Raw genomic sequence first — 17,032 nt, 5'->3', positions numbered from 1 at the left:
TGCATTGTAAAAATAAGGAGGCCCCTAATAGCGCAATGAAACGAGAGAAGAACACTTCGAAAAACGAAGTAAAAACCACCGACTTTCTACTAGAGATGTTGGCGTTGTTCATCCTGATTTCCTTAACTATTTATGCTATACGAACGGGAAAGATATTTTAATAAGGATATTTCGGCAAGTATTGATAAAAGACATTCTAAACGACCAGATGAGTCGTTTAGAATGTCTTTTTTGTCTATGCCTTGATCGATGTTTTAACTCGCAGTAGATTTTATTTAGCTGCTGGTTAACGTCTCTAATTCTTTCATTTTGCGAATAATTCGTTCTGGTGTGATTGTTTCTTTCATTAGATGAATCATTTCGCCAGGAGTGCTGGCTCGTTCAGCCACAGCTTGATAGTCCTTCTCGGTCAATTGTAGGTGCATATCGGTTAAGCTTGTCGGAAGAGCTAATTGACGATAAAAAGGCAGCAAACGTTCTATCTCCGTTAGATTATTTTCAATCATCAGTTGTACTAGAATGCCATAGGCGACTTTGTTTCCGTGAAGCTGCTGATGACTGTCCGGTAGTACCGTCAGTGCATCATGAATCGAATGGGCACCAGCTGTCCGTCCATATTCATCACCAAAACCGCCCACCATGCCAGCTAATAAAATATTGGCTTCAACTACATCAATAAAAGCTTGATTGAGTCGCTTCTGTTCCATCGCTGCTAATGCCTCCATGCTCTTTGTTAAAAGAATTTCACGACATTTCTGCGCCGCAAACTCAGCCACTTGGACTTCCACAGGTTTGATTGTTAATTGTGAAATAATCGCATGGGATTCATACCATTTCGCTAACGTATCCCCAATACCGGCGATCATCAATTCACGGGGAGAGTGCAAGATAATCTCTGGATCAATCAATACTAGATCGCTGGCTTTAGGAAAAATATCGTAGCGCAGCATCACACCTTCTTCATTATAGACCACACTTAACGGGGTATAGGCAGCACAGGTTGCGGCTAGGGTTGGCAAAATAATAATCGGCAGATTCACCTTATATGCCACGAATTTGCCTAGATCGGCGACCTTTCCACCACCAACAGCGATAATCCCGTCAAATTGTTCCTTTTTGCATAAAGACGCAAAATCCTCAGCAGCTGAATCAGTACATTGTCCGCCATAATATTGGAAAGTTTTTGTTATTGATAAATCTGGGAAATAGTCTTTTACAGCCTGCCAGGATACTTTGCCGTGGAGAATCAAGACATTCTCAATGTTTCTTCTATTGAGATGAGATTCAAGTGAATCCCAAGCATTTTCTTTCAGTTCATATTCTTGCGGGGCGCCTCGCACGATCAATTGTTTTGTCATAGAAAAACTTCTTTCATCATTTTTTTAGATTAATCTTTTTTTATTATAATAGTTATGGTAGTATGAGAGCAAGTTATTTTTGAATATTTATTCTCTTATTATTCATATACTTATATTATTATTCAAAAGGAGCAAAATGGATGAAAAAGAAAGTTGGAGCATTACTCACAGTGCTATTAATGCTGCTGAATTTATTACCGGCAAAAGCACAAGGAGCAGAGAAGGATGAAATCTATGAACGAATTCAACAAAGCGGGGAGTTAGTTGTTGGATTATCCGCAGATTATGCACCCTATGAGTTCCATGCGGATGTGGATGGCAAGGATAAAATTGTTGGTTTTGATGTCTCGATTGCTGAAAAAATCGCAAAGGATATGGGTGTCAAATTAAAAATTGAAGAGCTTGGTTTTGACGCACTATTAGGAGCATTGAAAACCGGCAAGATCGATTTAGTTATTTCTGGTATGTCGATTACTGAGGAACGCCTAAAAGAAGTAGATTTTTCTGATCCGTACTTTGTCGTACAACAAAAAGTACTGGTTCGTAAAGATGACAAGAATAAATTTAAAACGACCGCTGATTTTAATGGTTTAGCAGTCGGTGCACAAAAACAAACGACGCAAGAAGATCTAGTGAAAAATGAAATGACTGGTGCCGAACCGACTTCACTTCAGAAGGTTCCTGACTTGATCAATAATTTATTGAATAAAAAGGTCGAAGCGGTAGTGCTGGAGCAGCCTGTCGCGGAGGCCTATGTCCAGCAAAGCGACAACGTAGCTTTAGCTCCTGTCAAGTTTGAACAGGGTGAAAAGGTCACTGCCATTGCGATGTCGAAAAATACACCAGAATTGAAAAAGCATGTCAACGAATCCATCAAAACAATCAATGACAAGGATCTGTTGAAGGGCTATCAAAAGGAAGCCAATGAATTGATGTTCCAAGATGAGCAATCCTTCCTGCAAAAGTATGGCCCTTATTATCTAAATGGCGCCAAATATACGATCTTATTAGCTTTTGTAGGTGTCTTGTTCGGTTTGATTTTTGGTAGCTTGCTGGCGTTGATGAAGCTAAGCAAGAGCAAGCTTTTAAAGGCTCTTGCAGTGGTTTACATCGAGTACGTCCGCGGCACCCCGCTATTGGTTCAAATTTTTATCGTGTACTTCGGTACTGGTGTTTTAGGCTTAGATTTGTCGAAATTACTAGCTGGTTGTATCGCTGTATCTTTGAATAGCGCGGCTTATGTTGCTGAGATTGTCCGAGCTGGGATCAATGCGGTCAATAAAGGACAGATGGAGGCGGCACGTTCTTTAGGAATGAATCAAAAAGAAGCGATGCGCTTCATCATCTTCCCGCAGGCGATCAAGAATATTTTGCCAGCATTGGGGAATGAGTTCGTTACGATCATCAAGGAATCCTCTGTCGTTTCCGTTATCGGAGTGTCGGAGCTGATCTTCCAAACAGGTGTAGTACAAGGTGCCAGCTTCAAGCCATTCCTGCCATATGTGCTGGTCTCGCTGATTTATTTTGTACTGACCTTTTGCACTTCTCGTCTATTAGGTTTTGCTGAAAGGAGAATGGGTCTGAATGATTAATGTAAAGCAACTGTCAAAAAGCTTTGGCGATAACGAGGTATTAAAGTCGATTGATCTGACGGTCAAAGAAGGCGAAGTGGTGGTCATCATCGGGCCTTCAGGAAGCGGGAAGAGTACGATCCTGCGTTGTTTGAACTTGCTGGAGGAGCCGACTTCTGGTGAGATCTTTTTTGAGGGGCAAAATATTACGGCTCCAGACAGTAATATTGATCAGATTCGTCAGAAAATGGGGATGGTGTTCCAAAGCTTTAATCTCTTTCCCCATATGAGTGTGTTAGAAAATTTAACGATTACACCAGTAAAAATAAAAAAAGAAGACCCTGAAAAAGCCAAAGAACAAGCTTTAGCTTTGTTAGATCAAGTTGGTTTGAAGGAAAAGGCTACTAGTTATCCTGCTAGTTTATCTGGCGGGCAGCAGCAGCGGGTGGCGATCGCTCGTGCATTGGCGATGAGTCCTGATGTGATGCTCTTTGATGAACCAACTTCAGCGCTTGATCCGGAAATGGTGGGAGAGGTGCTGTCAGTTATGCAGGATTTGGCTAAAAAAGGCATGACCATGGTAGTGGTAACTCATGAAATGGGCTTTGCCAAGGAAGTGGCGGATCGTGTGATCTTCATGGCAGACGGCATCATTCAAGAAGAGGGTACCCCTGAGGAGATCTTTGAGCGCCCGCAAAACAGTCGGACACAAGATTTCTTAAATAAAGTATTGTAAACAGAAGCGGAGGACACAGGATGGACAAAAGTAAACTCGCGCGACGCTTCCAGCAGCCGGCAGAAAATTTGCTGATGAAGATCGCCGTTTTAGCTAAAGAAAAGGAAAATATTATTGATTTGTCAATTGGCGATCCGGATTTGATTACTGATCCGGCAATTATCGAAGCAGCTTATGCTGACGTGAAAAAGGGGGCAACTAACTACACAGCACCAGATGGCAGCAAAGAATTTCTGATGACGGTCGTTGATTTTTATCAAAAAAAATACGGGATGCACGTTCAACTCAATCAAGTTCGGGCGACTGTTGGCGCATTGCATGCCATGTATTTAGTCATGCAGGTGCTCCTTGATCCTGGTGATGAAGTGATTATTCATGAACCCTATTTTTCACCTTATCGTGAACAGGTTGTATTATCAGGAGGTAAACCTGTTTTTGTTCCTACCTATGAAGAAAATGGCTTCCAGTTAGACGTTGAGGACTTAAAGGCGGCTATCACTGATCGGACCAAGGCGATTATTATTAATTCACCAAACAATCCAACGGGAGCGGTTTTTTCAGAGAATACCTTAAAACAAATCGCTGAAGTTGCGATTGAAAAGGAGCTCTTTATTATTTCAGATGAAATCTACGAGGATTTTGCTTTCAAAGAAAAATTCGTACCCATGGCTCGTCTGGCTCCAGAAAACACCATCACTATCAGCGGTGTATCGAAGGGCTTTGCGATGACGGGTTGGCGCTTAGGCTATATGATCGCGCCAGCTTACATCAATCAAATTGCTGGAATGATCAATGAGAGTATTACGTATTCTGCACCAACAGCTTCACAGCGCGGTGCAATCTATGCGTTGAAACATTATGAGGAACTCGTACCGCCAACCGTTGAAGTGTTCAAGGAACGTTTGGCTTATATTGAAAAAAGGGTTGCTGAAATTCCTTATTTATCCTTGCCTTCTGTTGCTGGAAGCATGTATGCTTTTATTAATATCAGTAAAAGCGGCCTAGATTCAGTGACGTTCGTTGAACAGGTCTTGGAAAAAAGCGGTGTGCTCTTCGTACCGGGAAAAGCCTTTGGAGAAACCGTTGGCGACAATTATATCCGATTGGCCGCAACTCAGTCGTTGGAAGTTTTAGCCGAAGCCTTTGGTCGCTTAGAAAAATTAAACTTTTAGCTCGCAAAAGCGGGCACGTTCTAAGAGGTATTCCTTTACTGGTCAGACTATAGTAGAAACAGGAGGAAGATGGATGGAATGGTTAGATCATTTCAATAATAGTATTGCTTATGTGGAGGAGAATTTAGCTGCTGAGATCAACTTGGACAGAGCAGCACAATTAGCTCAATGCTCCAGCTATCACTATCAGCGGATGTTTTCTTATATTGCTGGTGTAACGTTGGGAGAATACATTCGCCGCCGGAGGATGAGTCTGGCAGGAGTAGATTTGCAGCGAGGTGAAAAGGTCATTGATGTTGCTGCGAAATATGGCTACGATTCTCCAACTTCCTTTAATCGTGTGTTTAAGGGCGTGCACGGAATCACACCTAAGGAAGCTAAGCAATCAGGCGTAAAATTGACTAGCTATCCAATGTTGACCTTCAAATTGACTGTAAAGGGTGTGCAAGCAATGGAGTATCAACTAATCGACAAAGAAGCTTTTCATGTGACTGGGTTTGGTTTGAAAATCGAGCAGGACATGGAGGTAGCGCAAAAGCGTATTCCGGAATTTTGGAATGAAGTCAGTGCCAGCGGAGATCTGCAAAAGCTGCTGCCGCTGATGGATCAAGAAACGCCAGGAGTTTTAGGTGTTAGCTTGATGACCTCAGAGGTTCAGGACGCTTGGGAATATGTGATTGGCGTTGTCAGTGAAGAAACGACCAAGGAATTCGCGCAATATGAAATTCCGGCCGCAAAATGGGCTGTTTTCTCAGGAACCGGACCAATGCCAGGAGCGATTCAAGAGTTGCAGCAGCAAGTATTTCAAGAATGGCTGCCAACTTCTGGGTTCGAATACGATGAGTTGCCGGATATTGAATTGTATTTGGATGCCAATCCAGAAAATGCGCAATTTCAGGTTTGGCTGCCGGTTCGACCAAAATAGAATGTAATAAAGGGCTGTGGCTAATTGTAGTCACAGCTTTTTACTTGTTATAATTAGTTGAATGACTATGGAAGGAAGAGGAAAATGAAAGAAATCATTGAGACAATCAAAGCATATGAACCGTATACAGAGGAAGAAGCAGCGGACAAAAAGCTGTTTATGGAAAAACTGCAATTTCAAGAGCAGTTGTTGACGCGGGAAAATCCAGACTATCATTTTTCCTCTTCAGCTTGGGTAGTTAATCCGACTTATGACAAGGTATTGATGGTCTATCATAATATTTATCAGTCTTATTCTTGGACATGCGGACATGCGGATGGCTGCGCAGACCTGTTGTTGGTAGCTCAAAAGGAATTAGAAGAGGAGACTGGAATCAAGGAGTACCATTTAATGCACGATGGCTTGTTCGCCTTTAATATCTTACCAGTTCCGGCGCATTATAAAAATGGTCAGTATATTAAGGAGCATAATCATATTAATACGACCTATCTTTTTATGGCGCAGGAAGATCAAACCTTCAAAATCAAAGAAGATGAAAACAGTGATGTGAGATGGATCGCTGTTACAGATATTGACCAGAAAGTTACTGAAGAGGCGATGAAGGTTTATTATCATCAGATGGTGGCAAAGGCTCTATCGCTCAAAAAATAATCCTTTTGCCCAGCCATTTGGCTTAGGCGATTGTCTGCGTTAAAATATTCCTGAATGGAATGGAGTGACGAAATGGATCAGCAAAAATTAACGCTCTTTCTTGATTTAACTGAGACCTTGAACTATACGGAAACAGCAGAGCGCAATTTTATGACACAGGGCAATGTCTCAAAAAAGATCAACGCATTGGAAAAGGAACTGGGAATCCAGCTTTTTGATCGCAGCAATCGCCAGATTAAGCTGACAGAAGACGGACAATTGATCTTGGAGGATGTCAAAAGGATCGTGACTGATTATCAGATTTTAGAAGCGAATTTAACTAAACATCGAGAGAAAAAGGAGCGAGTCTTAACAATTCACACAATTCCGACGATGCCGAACTATTTGGGCTTTGATCTATTAACGAGCTTTTTGCGGCAGCATCCCGAGGTTCACTTGAACTTGCAGGAATCTGAAGCAATGGCGATGGATCGTATCCCGCTGGAAGAAAAGAATAGTGTGTATTTCTTTCGTTCATTAGATAAATTAAATGCTCAGAACTACATCACAACAGAAGAGGATCATTTTGTGGCGGTCTTGCCGAAAACGCACCCTTTAGCAAAAAATTCGACAATCACTCTTTCTGATTTGCAGGCTGAAAACTTTTTGCTGCTGGGCCAAGCATCTAAAGCTTATTATTCGGTGATGGAGTTGTGTCACAGCGTCGGGTTTGAACCGCAAGTTACTTATCAGGGAACCCGGATCGATTTGATTTTGAAAATGATCGAGCAAGGATTGGGCATCTCCTTAATCATGGAAAAATCATTAGGTAATTCGCTGTCAGATCAATTAGTTCTACGCGAAATCGCACCGACGCAGGAAAGTTACCTGTATTTTTATCTCTCAGAAGAAGCCGATGCTCCGGCACCTAAATTATTTTTAAAGTATTTGCAAGATAAATATTCCAATGTGGAATAATAAAACCAAAAAGCTGAATTGTATTGTGTCTTTGATGAGCCTAAACTTAGCTTATTGAATCAAACAATACAAGGAGGCTTTTTTTATGTCGACACCTTATGATTTACGAAAGGTTTTAGCTGAATTACAGGAAATGCCAGGAGAGTATCACGAAACGAATGTAGAGGTCGATCCTCATGCAGAGCTTTCCGGGGTTTATCGTTATATCGGAGCGGGCGGCACGGTCAAACGCCCGACGCAAGAAGGACCAACTATGATGTTCAACAATGTCAAGGGGTTCCCAGATACCCGAGTGTTGATCGGCATTATCGCCAGCCGCGACCGTGTCGGTAAGATCCTGCATCACGATCCGAAACATCTAGGGCGTTTGTTGAAGGATTCTGTTCAAAATCCAGTTAAGCCAGTAAAAGTGACCAAAGCTGAAGCACCGGCTCAAGAAGTTGTACATTTAGCCAGTGATGAAGGCTTTGACATTCGCAAAATTTTAGCAGCACCCACCAATACAGAATATGATGCTGGACCCTATATTACAATGGGCGTTGTTTTTGGCTCTGATCCGGATAAAAGTATGAGCGATGTTACGATTCATCGGATGGTGTTGGAGGATGAAGACACGATCGGGATGTATATCATGCCCGGCGGCCGTCACATCGGACATTTTCAAAAACAGTATGAAGCATTGAACAAGCCGATGCCGATCACGATCAATATTGGATTAGATCCAGCAATCTCCATCGGCACGACCTTCGAGCCGCCAACCACACCGCTGGGCTACAACGAATTGTGGATCGCTGGCGCATTGCGTCAGGAGCCTGTTCAGTTAGTGGATGGCGTTGCAGTGGATGAAGTTGGGATCGCCCGTTCGGAATTTATTATCGAAGCAGAGATTTTACCTCACGAAACGATCCAAGAGGATATCAATACGAATACTGGCAAGGCGATGCCGGAATTTCCTGGTTATAACGGCGATGCTAATCCTGCTGTCAATGTCGTGAAAGTCAAAGCGATCACGCATCGCAAAGATCGACCAATCATGCAGACGACGATTGGACCATCCGAAGAACATGTATCGATGGCGGGAATTCCTACTGAAGCCAGTATTTTGGATTTAGTTGACAAGGCGATTCCCGGGAAAGTAACGAACGTCTATAATCCTCCAGCAGGCGGAGGCAAGCTAATGTCGATTTTACAGATCCATAAAGAAACAGAAGCCGATGAAGGAATCCAACGCCAAGCGGCGATTTTAGCTCTTTCAGCTTTTAAAGAATTAAAAACCGTCATTTTGGTTGATGACGATGTCGATATTTTCGACATGAACGATGTGATGTGGACTTTGAATACTCGTTTCCAAGGTGACAAGGACATTATCGTGCTGCCGGGAATGCGCAATCATCCGTTAGATCCTTCAGAACGGCCAGAGTATAATCCGGCGTCGATTCGTTTCCGCGGTATGAGCAGTAAAACGATCTTGGACGGTACGGTGCCATTTGATTTGAAGAATGATTTTATTCGGGCGGAATTCAAAAAAGTCACGGATTGGAAAAAATATTTGGAGTAGGTGAAGCAGATGAAAAAAAGAATCGTGATTGGAGTTACCGGTGCATCTGGCATTATCTACGCCATTGATTTGATCAAACGTCTAAAAGCTGATCCAACGATCGAGACGCATGGGATTATTAGTGATTGGGCAAAGCAAAATCTGAAGTTGGAATCCGATGTTAGCTTGAAAGAATTTGAAGAGATGCTGGATTATCATTATAGCAATCGTGATTTAGGTGCTGCGGTCGCCAGTGGCTCCTTTTTAACGGATGGAATGGTGATCGTGCCAGCCAGTATGAAAACTGTCGCAGGTATTTCGATGGGGTTTGGCGATAACTTGATCTCGCGAGCTGCTGACGTGACGTTGAAGGAACAAAGAAAATTGGTCATAGTGCCGCGAGAAACACCGCTGAATGCGATCCATCTTGAAAACCTGACCAAATTAGCCCGATTAGGAGTTCAAATCATCCCGCCAATCCCAGCATTTTACAGCCAGCCAAAAACAATCGATGATCTCGTGGCCCATCAATCAATGAAGCTGATGGACGCTTTAGGCATCGAAAACCACGTTTCGAGGCGGTGGAAAGACAGTGAGTAAACTCTTTACTATCAAAAAAGCCGACTACGAAATCACACTTAAAGCCGAATGGATTGGGAATGATCTGCTGCTGTGTCTTTATGGCGGTGATACGCCGCATATCGGTACGGTAACGACTTTTTCAGGAGATACACAGCTTCAGCGTTTTCCCAGTCATGATGGCCGATTTCACAAAGATGATGTTCTGGCGAAGATATTATTGGGAAGGATTCAATCAATAATTCCGGGAAATTGTGTCATTACAGCGGGCGTACATGTGGATCATATCTCAAAAGAACAGATCGAAGCATCGTTTCCGATGACAGAAGAGCTTGCGGACGAACTCGTTCTTTGGATCAGTGACCACGAGCTAACCAAAGAACCGTTATATAAATAATCTCAAACTGCCTAGCTGTTGTTAGGCAGTTTTTTGCGAGGTCTGCTTTTCCCAGTTTGTTAGGCTTGAGCTCTAATTATTGATTTTCTTGAATATAGTGAACAGACTCTTCAGCAGAATCGTATGCATGATTTTTCTGATTTTAAAAAAAGATTTCCATCAAGTTTAAAAAATCCTGCAAAATGTGACATATGTCCTAATTGGTTTCCGCCAAAAGCCATAAAATAAGGGTATAGGAGGTGCTGAAAATGATAATTCTTATACTATTGATTCTTATTGCTGCTGGGCTTATGGCTGTTAGAAAGCAACAAAAAGCCCGAGCAAAAGTAAACTATTGGGCACATATCAATGAACTTGAAGCACAACGAAAAGAACAAATCTTAGCGACTGCCATCAAAATGCAGCAACAAGAAAATACTGACTCTAAAGCTGATTGCAAATGGAAGCAGGCTAGTTAACACTACCTAGCCTGTATTCCTTCAGCCGAGCGAGCTTTCAATTGCGTCATATCAATAATCTGAAAGCCGCCATTTTCCTTTTTTAAAATGTTATCCTCAGCTAATTTTTTTAATAAACGCATCAAATGCCGATAACTTATTCCCACCGTCGCGGCGACATCTGTTAAACGATCAAAGAAAAAATCCTTATAAGCCCCTTGAGCAATATAGGAGCATAGTCGCTGCTCGCCGCTAAATAAAACATTCGAAGTAAAGTTGTAGGAATCTCGGATCATATTCAACGCTAAATCCTCGGTCATTCTCGTCATGAAGGTCAGATTCTTAAAGAGATTGTCCTGTTTACTCTGAAAAGGGATCAGGATACATTCAAAAGGCGAGAGCGTCATGACGGAAGCGGTCGCATACTTCGTTCCAGTCATTAATTCCGCGTGTCCGATCAACCCTCTAGAAAGATAATGAGCTAAAATCAAGTCTTTGCCATTCGGAGCACTGACGCAAACTTTAGCTTTTCCTGAAACTACGATCATCAAATGCTTGTATTCCACACCTTGACTATATATTTCTTCTCCCGTACCAAAATGCCGAATTTCACAAATCGATTCATGCTCCAATAAACCATAATAATCGAGTATTTCGCGGTGCAGCTTTTCCACTTTTCCTACCATTTCCTCACCCTTTTTTTTCTATAATGGTCTTCACTTAATATTTTACTATGAATCAAGTTTGAAAGGCGCTTTAAGATCTATTTTTACTTTTCGTGATTTCTTTTCTCGGATCTTTCAGTTAAACTAATTGAAAACGATTAAAGGATTGTCGTGATATGATCAAGTATAAGCTAAAAGAATTAGCGTCCTTTTCTGTTACTGGACTAGAACTGGCGCTGACAAATCAAAAAAGCAAGAATCTTGAACGCAGTCTATCATTTTGGCCGCGTTTTAATTATCAGCTTAAAAGCAATGGATTGAACCAACAAACTGGAAATTGGACTAAGTATGCGTTTATGGAACGGCGAGATGGGCAGCTTTATTATTATTGTGCGATCCCAAAAATGAAGGCGCATCCAACGAAATTCATTTTGAAGGATATTCCTGCGGGAAAATATTTGGTTGTGGAGCATCAAGGTGCGATGGACCAAATCTACGCTACATATGAAGAGATTTACCATAAGCTGATTCCCAAGCTTGGTTTGAACTTGGAACAAACGAACTTTTTACATTTTGAAAAATATGACGAAAGATTTCATTGGAATCGAATCAGTTCAATTATTGAGCTTTGGATTCCATTAAAAGACTAAAGGGTCTAATTAAAACTGTATTTATAAATATACATTTTTTATCTGTATTTGGATATGATATACTTTAACTATTCATAACTGATCGTTAGGAGGAAGCATTGTGAATAAAAATGAGATTTTGGATTATCTTAGCAAAAAGGATATTTGGTTTGAAGTGACAGAACATCAGGCTGTATACAACATGGAGGAACTTTCCGAGGTTGCGTTGCCATACCCAGAAGCTGATGCGAAGAATCTTTTTATCCGTGATGATAAAAAAAGAAATTTTTATCTAATTACTGTTAAAGGCGACAAAAGGGTCGATCTTAAAGAATTCAAAAAGGAAAACAACACGCGACGATTATCTTTTTCATCGGAGAATGATTTAATGGAAGTGATGGGATTAATTCCAGGCGCGGTGAGCCCTTTTGGAATTTTAAATGATTCAGAACACAAAGTACACTTCTTTATTGATGCCGATTTCTTTGAAGAACCAGGACTTATTGGTGTTCATCCGAACGATAATACAGCAACTGTATGGTTAAAAACAGAGGATTTAGTCGCGATTGTTAAAGAGCATGAAAATCAAGTAACGGTTGTTCACCTTTAGATTTCATGTCCTTCATAGTAACGTGACTCAAATGAACTTGGGTGTTTTAAAATTAGCTTCTCAGATTTTTTTGCATTAAATTACGCATAGATGTATCTATTTTTTAAAGATATTAGGTCGCAGCTTAAAGCACTCTTTTGAGTGTTTTTTTCTTTTCGTTTATTGTCATGGCGAAGCTTTTCTCGTATAGTGAATGAATAAGGGGGCGACAAAATGATTGAATTAAAAGGTGTAACAAAAATATATGATCAGAAAAAAGCGTTAGATAATTTAAGTTTAACGATTAAGGCCGGTGAGATTTTCGGCTTTTTAGGCCATAATGGGGCAGGAAAATCGACAACGATCAAAAGTTTAGTGAGTATTATTGAGCCTACGAGTGGTGAGATTTTGTTTGATGGAAAGAATTTGAAGACGGATCGATTAGCAATTAAGAAGAAGATCGCGTATGTACCGGATTCGCCAGATATGTTTTTACAATTAACAGCCAATGAGTATTGGGATTTAATCTCAGCTGCTTATGATCTGAAGGGGCAGGAGCATCGCCGACAAGAGCTGATCAATTTATTTGATTTAGTTGGTCACGAAGATGAAACATTGGAAAGCTTTTCTCATGGCATGCGGCAAAAAACGATCATTATTGGAGCCTTACTGCCAGATCCCGATATTTGGATCTTAGATGAACCGTTGCAGGGCTTAGATCCGCAGGCGGCATTTGATTTGAAGGAAATGATTAAACGCCATGCCGAAAAGGGCAACACAGTGATTTTTTCGACGCATGTCTTAGACACTGCACAGCAATTGTGCGACGAACTGGCAATTTTGAAAAAAGGTGAGCTGATCTATAACGGTTCCGTGGATAATTTATTGCAGGATTATCCAAATGAATCGCTAGAAAGTGTCTACCTCAAAATGGCTGGACGCCAAGCTGATGGGGACTTGATTACTGAAATTGAGGAGCCTGCCCATGAATAGTCAAATCATCAAACGCTTGATTGCAGTCAACATGCTGTATGTCAATCCATCTTCCACCAATCAAATTCGAAAAAAAGGGCATAAGGGCAAGAAAGTCATTCGTAGTATCGTTCAACAGTATTTAATGTCTGGGGTAATCTTTCTGTTGATTTATGGAGCAACTATGGTGATGATTGATTTTTCAAAATTGCCTGGCTTTTTTACTTATTATATGATGCTATTTGCTTTGATTGGTTTCTCCCAATCACTTTCAGCGATTTTTAATGTCTTTTTTGAAAGTAAAGATTTGCAGGATTATTTGCCTTTGCCAATCAAGCAAGGGGAGGTCTTTGTCGCCAAGTTTTTGGCAGTTGGGATGACAATTGTACCGTTTCTATTGCCGTTGTTAATTTTATTTTTCCTGACGTCCTATAAAAGCGGCTATTCCATCGTAATCGCGGTAGTGGGAGCTATTCTGCTATTCATTATTTTCTTTACATTATTATTTAGTCTATGTAGCTTAATTGTTTTTGGAATGACAAAAACCAAGCTGTTTCGGCGACATAAAAAGCTGTTTACCAGCTTAATGCTGGGCTTTTCCATGATTGTTTCTGTTGGCGGGGTTTTAGCAATCAATTTCACCCAAAATTCTGTCGATCATTCCAGCACGGGCGGCATAGCTGATAGACATGCGTTTTCGGTTTTTCTACCGTTCTACCGGGTTATGCACGAGCTGTTTTCGGTAACTGGGCTTATTACTTTGCTTGTATTGTTCGCTGTGACGGGATTACTTTTGCTGGCATTGAAATTTTTCGTAATTCCTAGCTTATACGAACAATTCAGCGATGAGGCTTCCCATACTGCGGCAACAAAACGCAAACGAAAAACCGATCAATCGTTGAAGCAGCTGTTGGCAAGCTACAATCGTCAATTACTGAAAAATCCTAACTTGATTATGCAGGTCTTGACCTCATCATTAATTATGCCGATTGTGATGATTGGGACAATAGTAACTACGAGTCCGATCAATTTACAAACCTTAACGCCAAAGTTTATGGGGGTATTCTTTGTGGCGGGGATTGTTTTTGCGACGATTATGCTTAATCAAACCTCTTTTGTCAGTAATCTAATCTCATTGGATCGTGAGAATTTTTCTTTTATTCAATCTCTTCCGTTATCGCTAGAGAAATATCTTCGTCAAAAATTCTGGGTTGGCTGTAAAATCCAGATGCTGATTGCTGGCGGAGTAGGTTTATTGATAGCTGTTGTGTTGCGGTTTCCGATATTCTTATCACTGCCTTTTATAGCAGGGATATTATGGGGAACATATCTGTTATCACTTCACTTTTTTAGCCGAGATTATCGTTTGTTGAATGTGACATGGACCAATATCAGCCAACTTTTTACACGAGGGGTGGGGAACTATGGTCTGATGATTTGGATGTTTGGCTCGCTTTTTGTTGGTGCGATTCTGATCGTTTTATATGTAGTCGCTGTCATGATGAACGTTAATCCTGTGTTGCTAAATGGCGGTGTCATGATTTGGTTGGCGATCCTGTCCGTGGCATGGCTATTAATCAACCGAAATAATTTTTGGAAGAAGTTAAATGACTGATTATAAAGGTAAAGAAAGAACCTTAACGCAAGGTTCTTTTTTTATGGATAAAAGTTTACATAAATAAATTATCGAAATAGAAATGCGGATTTAAAAATTAAAGTATCTTTAGGTTTAGACGGATTAACGCTGAGTATAAAATGGTAGTTAGATAAAATAATTCAAATCTAATTATCATAAAAAGACGATGAAAATAATCCTTTCAAAATTAATCCTCATTTAAATAAAGATTCAGAAGAGAGTAGACAAACCTTTAGCTGTATTTTTTTAATTTTAAATAAAAATTTACAGATCAATAGGTAGCGCTTTCTAATTTTTGAATATTGATATTAAGTTTGATATAACGTGCTTTAGCAGGAAAAGTAAAATACAATAAAAAAACAAGTTAAAATCACTCATTTCAATTGTTCTTAATCTAGTTATTTTATCATTTAATTTGTTGCGTAGATTTTCAGCTTTCGTAATTGTTTTGATGCAATTTGTCAGAATATTCAATGACTTTCGCCATTCTTGCACTCTGTCTTTTTTCATTGTAAAGTATCATTTAGGGATTTCTTATATTTACAGTGTTCTTGTTCAATTAATAACTAATTTCAAGATTGAAACACAAACGTAATAAAGACCCTAGAAAAATTGAATAGGAGTGGTTTCAATGGCCAAATCAGAGAAAGGCATGACATTGGTTGCGTTAGTCATGATGATCTTTACCTCGGTATTTGGGTTTGCTAACGGACCAGTAGCCTTTTACTTAATGGGCTATGGATCAATCGTCTTTTACGTTATCGCAGCAATTCTATTTTTTATTCCATTTGCATTGATGATGGCGGAATTCGGTTCAACGATCAAAGGCGAAAATAGTGGGATGTACAAATGGCTGGAGGTCAGCGTAGGACCACGTTTTGCATTTATCGGAACGTTTATGTGGTTTGCTTCTTACGTTGTCTGGATGGTTTCTACATCATCTAAAGTTTGGATTCCTTTTACCACAGCATTTGCTGGGAGCGACCAAACGCAAAAATTACATATGTTGGGTATGAACTCGACTCAAGTAGTTGGTTTGCTGGCATGTGTTTGGATGATCATCGTAACGTTAGTCTCAATTAAAGGGGTCAAGGGAATCGTTAAAATCACTAGCTTAGGTGGGATTGCGGTAACAAGTTTAAACGTTGTTTTAATCGTAATTTCTGGTATTATTTTGGTATTAAATGGGGGGCATTTAGCGCAACCATTTAACCACATTTTACATTCACCAAATCCTAGCTATCAAAGCCCAATCGGCTTGTTAGGATTCGCGGTATTCGCAATCTTTGCTTATGGTGGTTTGGAAGCTGTTGGGGGCATGGTTGATAAAACTAAGAACCCTGAAAAAACTTTCCCTAAAGGTGTCGTACTTTCTGCATTGATCATCTCTGTTGGTTATGCATTAGGGATCTTCTTATGGGGTGTAAGTACCAATTGGCAAGATGTTTTATCTGGTGATTCAACCAACTTAGGAAATATTTCTTATGTAATGATGAACAACTTAGGTTACGTTTTAGGTGATGCGATGGGTCTAGGACACGGCGCTGCCATCAGTATGGGTAATTGGTTTGCTCGTTATACTGGTCTAGGTATGTTCTTAGCATATAGCGGTGCGTTCTTTACATTGACGTATTCACCATTGAAGACGTTGATTATGGGAACACCGAAAAAATTATGGCCTAAGAAATTTACTGAATTGAATGAAAATGGAATGCCAAGCTTTGCTATGTGGGTCCAATGTGCGATCGTTGTTGCGATTATTTTGATCGCTTCATTCGCTACACCAGATCCATCAGCATTCTACAATATTTTGACATTGATGGCGAACGTTTCAATGACATTGCCTTACTTGTTCTTGATTTATGCGTTCCCTAAATTCAAGCAAAAACAAGGTTTGGATCGTCCGTTTGAAGTGTACAAGTCTAAGAGCATGACAATGATCATCAGTGTTGTCGTCTTCTTATTAGTATTGGGTGCGAATGTCTTCACGATTTTCCAACCAATCATCGAAGGTGCTGGCGCTCGCGATACATTATGGATGATCGCAGGTCCAGTTGGATTTACTGTAGTTGGTATTATCCTTTACCAAAACTATGTACGCCGTTCAAAAGCTGAATAATAACTCTGAGCCTCGACGAAATTTCGTCGAGGCTTTAATTTTGTTTGTTTTTCAGTTAGACTTGATATATCAAGGTTTTAAGACATGATAAAGACTTTTGAC

17 protein-coding genes are annotated in these 17,032 nt (G+C 40.4%); 15 read left to right on the top strand and 2 right to left on the bottom strand.

Annotated elements, in window-relative coordinates; all coding sequences use genetic code 11:
* Positions 1–275 precede the first annotated feature (275 nt).
* On the bottom strand, positions 276–1,358 hold the full coding sequence (locus IGI52_RS21245) for an iron-containing alcohol dehydrogenase family protein (RefSeq protein ID WP_311945713.1): 1,083 nt from the start codon (positions 1,356–1,358) through the stop codon (positions 276–278).
* A 140-nt stretch (positions 1,359–1,498) separates the two neighbouring features.
* Here IGI52_RS21245 and IGI52_RS21240 point away from each other — a divergent pair, with 140 nt between their 5' ends.
* The 10 genes from IGI52_RS21240 to IGI52_RS21195 all read left to right on the top strand — a co-directional run bounded on the left by IGI52_RS21240 (position 1,499) and on the right by IGI52_RS21195 (position 10,341).
* Positions 1,499–2,950, top strand: coding sequence for an ABC transporter substrate-binding protein/permease (locus IGI52_RS21240; RefSeq protein WP_438782396.1), 1,452 nt, complete (start codon positions 1,499–1,501; stop codon positions 2,948–2,950).
* Positions 2,943–3,665, top strand: a complete 723-nt coding sequence (locus IGI52_RS21235; RefSeq protein ID WP_016178273.1) for an amino acid ABC transporter ATP-binding protein — start codon at positions 2,943–2,945, stop codon at positions 3,663–3,665. Before IGI52_RS21240 ends, IGI52_RS21235 begins: the two co-directional genes overlap by 8 nt.
* A 20-nt stretch (positions 3,666–3,685) precedes the next feature.
* Complete coding sequence (locus IGI52_RS21230) at positions 3,686–4,837, top strand: pyridoxal phosphate-dependent aminotransferase (RefSeq protein WP_438782395.1); 1,152 nt, start codon at positions 3,686–3,688, stop codon at positions 4,835–4,837.
* A 73-nt stretch (positions 4,838–4,910) separates the two neighbouring features.
* Positions 4,911–5,762, top strand: a complete 852-nt coding sequence (locus tag IGI52_RS21225) for an AraC family transcriptional regulator (RefSeq protein ID WP_311856104.1) — start codon at positions 4,911–4,913, stop codon at positions 5,760–5,762.
* Positions 5,763–5,846: 84 nt separating this feature from the next.
* Positions 5,847–6,413, top strand: coding sequence for an NUDIX hydrolase (locus IGI52_RS21220; RefSeq protein ID WP_438782394.1), 567 nt, complete (start codon positions 5,847–5,849; stop codon positions 6,411–6,413).
* A gap of 72 nt (positions 6,414–6,485) precedes the next feature.
* Complete coding sequence (locus IGI52_RS21215) at positions 6,486–7,370, top strand: LysR family transcriptional regulator (protein WP_438782393.1); 885 nt, start codon at positions 6,486–6,488, stop codon at positions 7,368–7,370.
* 85 nt (positions 7,371–7,455) lie between these two features.
* Positions 7,456–8,928 carry a UbiD family decarboxylase gene (locus IGI52_RS21210; protein ID WP_311893233.1) on the top strand — a complete coding sequence of 491 codons (1,473 nt, stop codon included), beginning with the start codon at positions 7,456–7,458 and terminating at the stop codon, positions 8,926–8,928.
* Between the two features lie 9 nt (positions 8,929–8,937).
* The gene (locus tag IGI52_RS21205) at positions 8,938–9,507 is read left to right on the top strand and encodes a UbiX family flavin prenyltransferase (protein WP_311856099.1); all 570 of its coding nucleotides are present in this window, start codon (positions 8,938–8,940) and stop codon (positions 9,505–9,507) included.
* Positions 9,500–9,883: a hypothetical protein gene (locus tag IGI52_RS21200; protein ID WP_016178280.1), complete on the top strand. Its 384-nt coding sequence runs from the start codon at positions 9,500–9,502 to the stop codon at positions 9,881–9,883. Before IGI52_RS21205 ends, IGI52_RS21200 begins: the two co-directional genes overlap by 8 nt.
* 248 nt (positions 9,884–10,131) lie before the next feature.
* Positions 10,132–10,341, top strand: a complete 210-nt coding sequence (locus IGI52_RS21195; RefSeq protein ID WP_016178281.1) for a hypothetical protein — start codon at positions 10,132–10,134, stop codon at positions 10,339–10,341.
* A gap of 2 nt (positions 10,342–10,343) precedes the next feature.
* Here the strand turns inward: IGI52_RS21195 and IGI52_RS21190 are convergent, their stop codons facing one another.
* On the bottom strand, positions 10,344–11,006 hold the full coding sequence (locus IGI52_RS21190; protein WP_373143699.1) for a Crp/Fnr family transcriptional regulator: 663 nt from the start codon (positions 11,004–11,006) through the stop codon (positions 10,344–10,346).
* A 155-nt stretch (positions 11,007–11,161) separates the two neighbouring features.
* Here IGI52_RS21190 and IGI52_RS21185 point away from each other — a divergent pair, with 155 nt between their 5' ends.
* The 5 genes from IGI52_RS21185 (at position 11,162) to yjeM (ending at position 16,930) form a co-directional block, all read left to right on the top strand.
* Positions 11,162–11,635: a GyrI-like domain-containing protein gene (locus tag IGI52_RS21185; protein ID WP_438782392.1), complete on the top strand. Its 474-nt coding sequence runs from the start codon at positions 11,162–11,164 to the stop codon at positions 11,633–11,635.
* A gap of 100 nt (positions 11,636–11,735) precedes the next feature.
* Positions 11,736–12,224: a prolyl-tRNA synthetase associated domain-containing protein gene (locus IGI52_RS21180; RefSeq protein ID WP_438782391.1), complete on the top strand. Its 489-nt coding sequence runs from the start codon at positions 11,736–11,738 to the stop codon at positions 12,222–12,224.
* A gap of 213 nt (positions 12,225–12,437) precedes the next feature.
* The gene (locus IGI52_RS21175; protein WP_049218289.1) at positions 12,438–13,196 is read left to right on the top strand and encodes an ABC transporter ATP-binding protein; all 759 of its coding nucleotides are present in this window, start codon (positions 12,438–12,440) and stop codon (positions 13,194–13,196) included.
* A complete protein-coding gene (locus IGI52_RS21170) occupies positions 13,189–14,790 on the top strand; it encodes an ABC transporter (RefSeq protein ID WP_438782390.1) in 1,602 nt (533 codons plus the stop codon). The genes IGI52_RS21175 and IGI52_RS21170 overlap by 8 nt, the downstream gene beginning before the upstream one ends.
* A 652-nt stretch (positions 14,791–15,442) precedes the next feature.
* Positions 15,443–16,930: a glutamate/gamma-aminobutyrate family transporter YjeM gene (yjeM, locus tag IGI52_RS21165; RefSeq protein ID WP_016178287.1), complete on the top strand. Its 1,488-nt coding sequence runs from the start codon at positions 15,443–15,445 to the stop codon at positions 16,928–16,930.
* The last annotated feature ends 102 nt before the right edge of the window (positions 16,931–17,032 follow it).

Source organism: Enterococcus sp. DIV0187, assembly GCF_051713785.1.
In the GTDB taxonomy this organism is placed as follows: Bacteria; Bacillota; Bacilli; order Lactobacillales; family Enterococcaceae; genus Enterococcus_A; species Enterococcus_A avium.
Note: the sequence above shows the minus strand (reverse complement) of the source record. Positions and strands in the feature narration are given on the sequence as shown.

What these genes read in the sequence shown, in the direction of transcription:
- IGI52_RS21245 (WP_311945713.1), bottom strand. Translation starts at nt 1,358, where the DNA reads ATGACAAAACAATTGATCGTGCGAGGCGCCCCGCAAGAATATGAACTG.
- IGI52_RS21240 (WP_438782396.1), top strand. Translation starts at nt 1,499, where the DNA reads ATGAAAAAGAAAGTTGGAGCATTACTCACAGTGCTATTAATGCTGCTG.
- IGI52_RS21235 (WP_016178273.1), top strand. Translation starts at nt 2,943, where the DNA reads ATGATTAATGTAAAGCAACTGTCAAAAAGCTTTGGCGATAACGAGGTA.
- IGI52_RS21230 (WP_438782395.1), top strand. Translation starts at nt 3,686, where the DNA reads ATGGACAAAAGTAAACTCGCGCGACGCTTCCAGCAGCCGGCAGAAAAT.
- IGI52_RS21225 (WP_311856104.1), top strand. Translation starts at nt 4,911, where the DNA reads ATGGAATGGTTAGATCATTTCAATAATAGTATTGCTTATGTGGAGGAG.
- IGI52_RS21220 (WP_438782394.1), top strand. Translation starts at nt 5,847, where the DNA reads ATGAAAGAAATCATTGAGACAATCAAAGCATATGAACCGTATACAGAG.
- IGI52_RS21215 (WP_438782393.1), top strand. Translation starts at nt 6,486, where the DNA reads ATGGATCAGCAAAAATTAACGCTCTTTCTTGATTTAACTGAGACCTTG.
- IGI52_RS21210 (WP_311893233.1), top strand. Translation starts at nt 7,456, where the DNA reads ATGTCGACACCTTATGATTTACGAAAGGTTTTAGCTGAATTACAGGAA.
- IGI52_RS21205 (WP_311856099.1), top strand. Translation starts at nt 8,938, where the DNA reads ATGAAAAAAAGAATCGTGATTGGAGTTACCGGTGCATCTGGCATTATC.
- IGI52_RS21195 (WP_016178281.1), top strand. Translation starts at nt 10,132, where the DNA reads ATGATAATTCTTATACTATTGATTCTTATTGCTGCTGGGCTTATGGCT.
- IGI52_RS21190 (WP_373143699.1), bottom strand. Translation starts at nt 11,006, where the DNA reads ATGGTAGGAAAAGTGGAAAAGCTGCACCGCGAAATACTCGATTATTAT.
- IGI52_RS21185 (WP_438782392.1), top strand. Translation starts at nt 11,162, where the DNA reads ATGATCAAGTATAAGCTAAAAGAATTAGCGTCCTTTTCTGTTACTGGA.
- IGI52_RS21175 (WP_049218289.1), top strand. Translation starts at nt 12,438, where the DNA reads ATGATTGAATTAAAAGGTGTAACAAAAATATATGATCAGAAAAAAGCG.
- IGI52_RS21170 (WP_438782390.1), top strand. Translation starts at nt 13,189, where the DNA reads ATGAATAGTCAAATCATCAAACGCTTGATTGCAGTCAACATGCTGTAT.
- yjeM (WP_016178287.1), top strand. Translation starts at nt 15,443, where the DNA reads ATGGCCAAATCAGAGAAAGGCATGACATTGGTTGCGTTAGTCATGATG.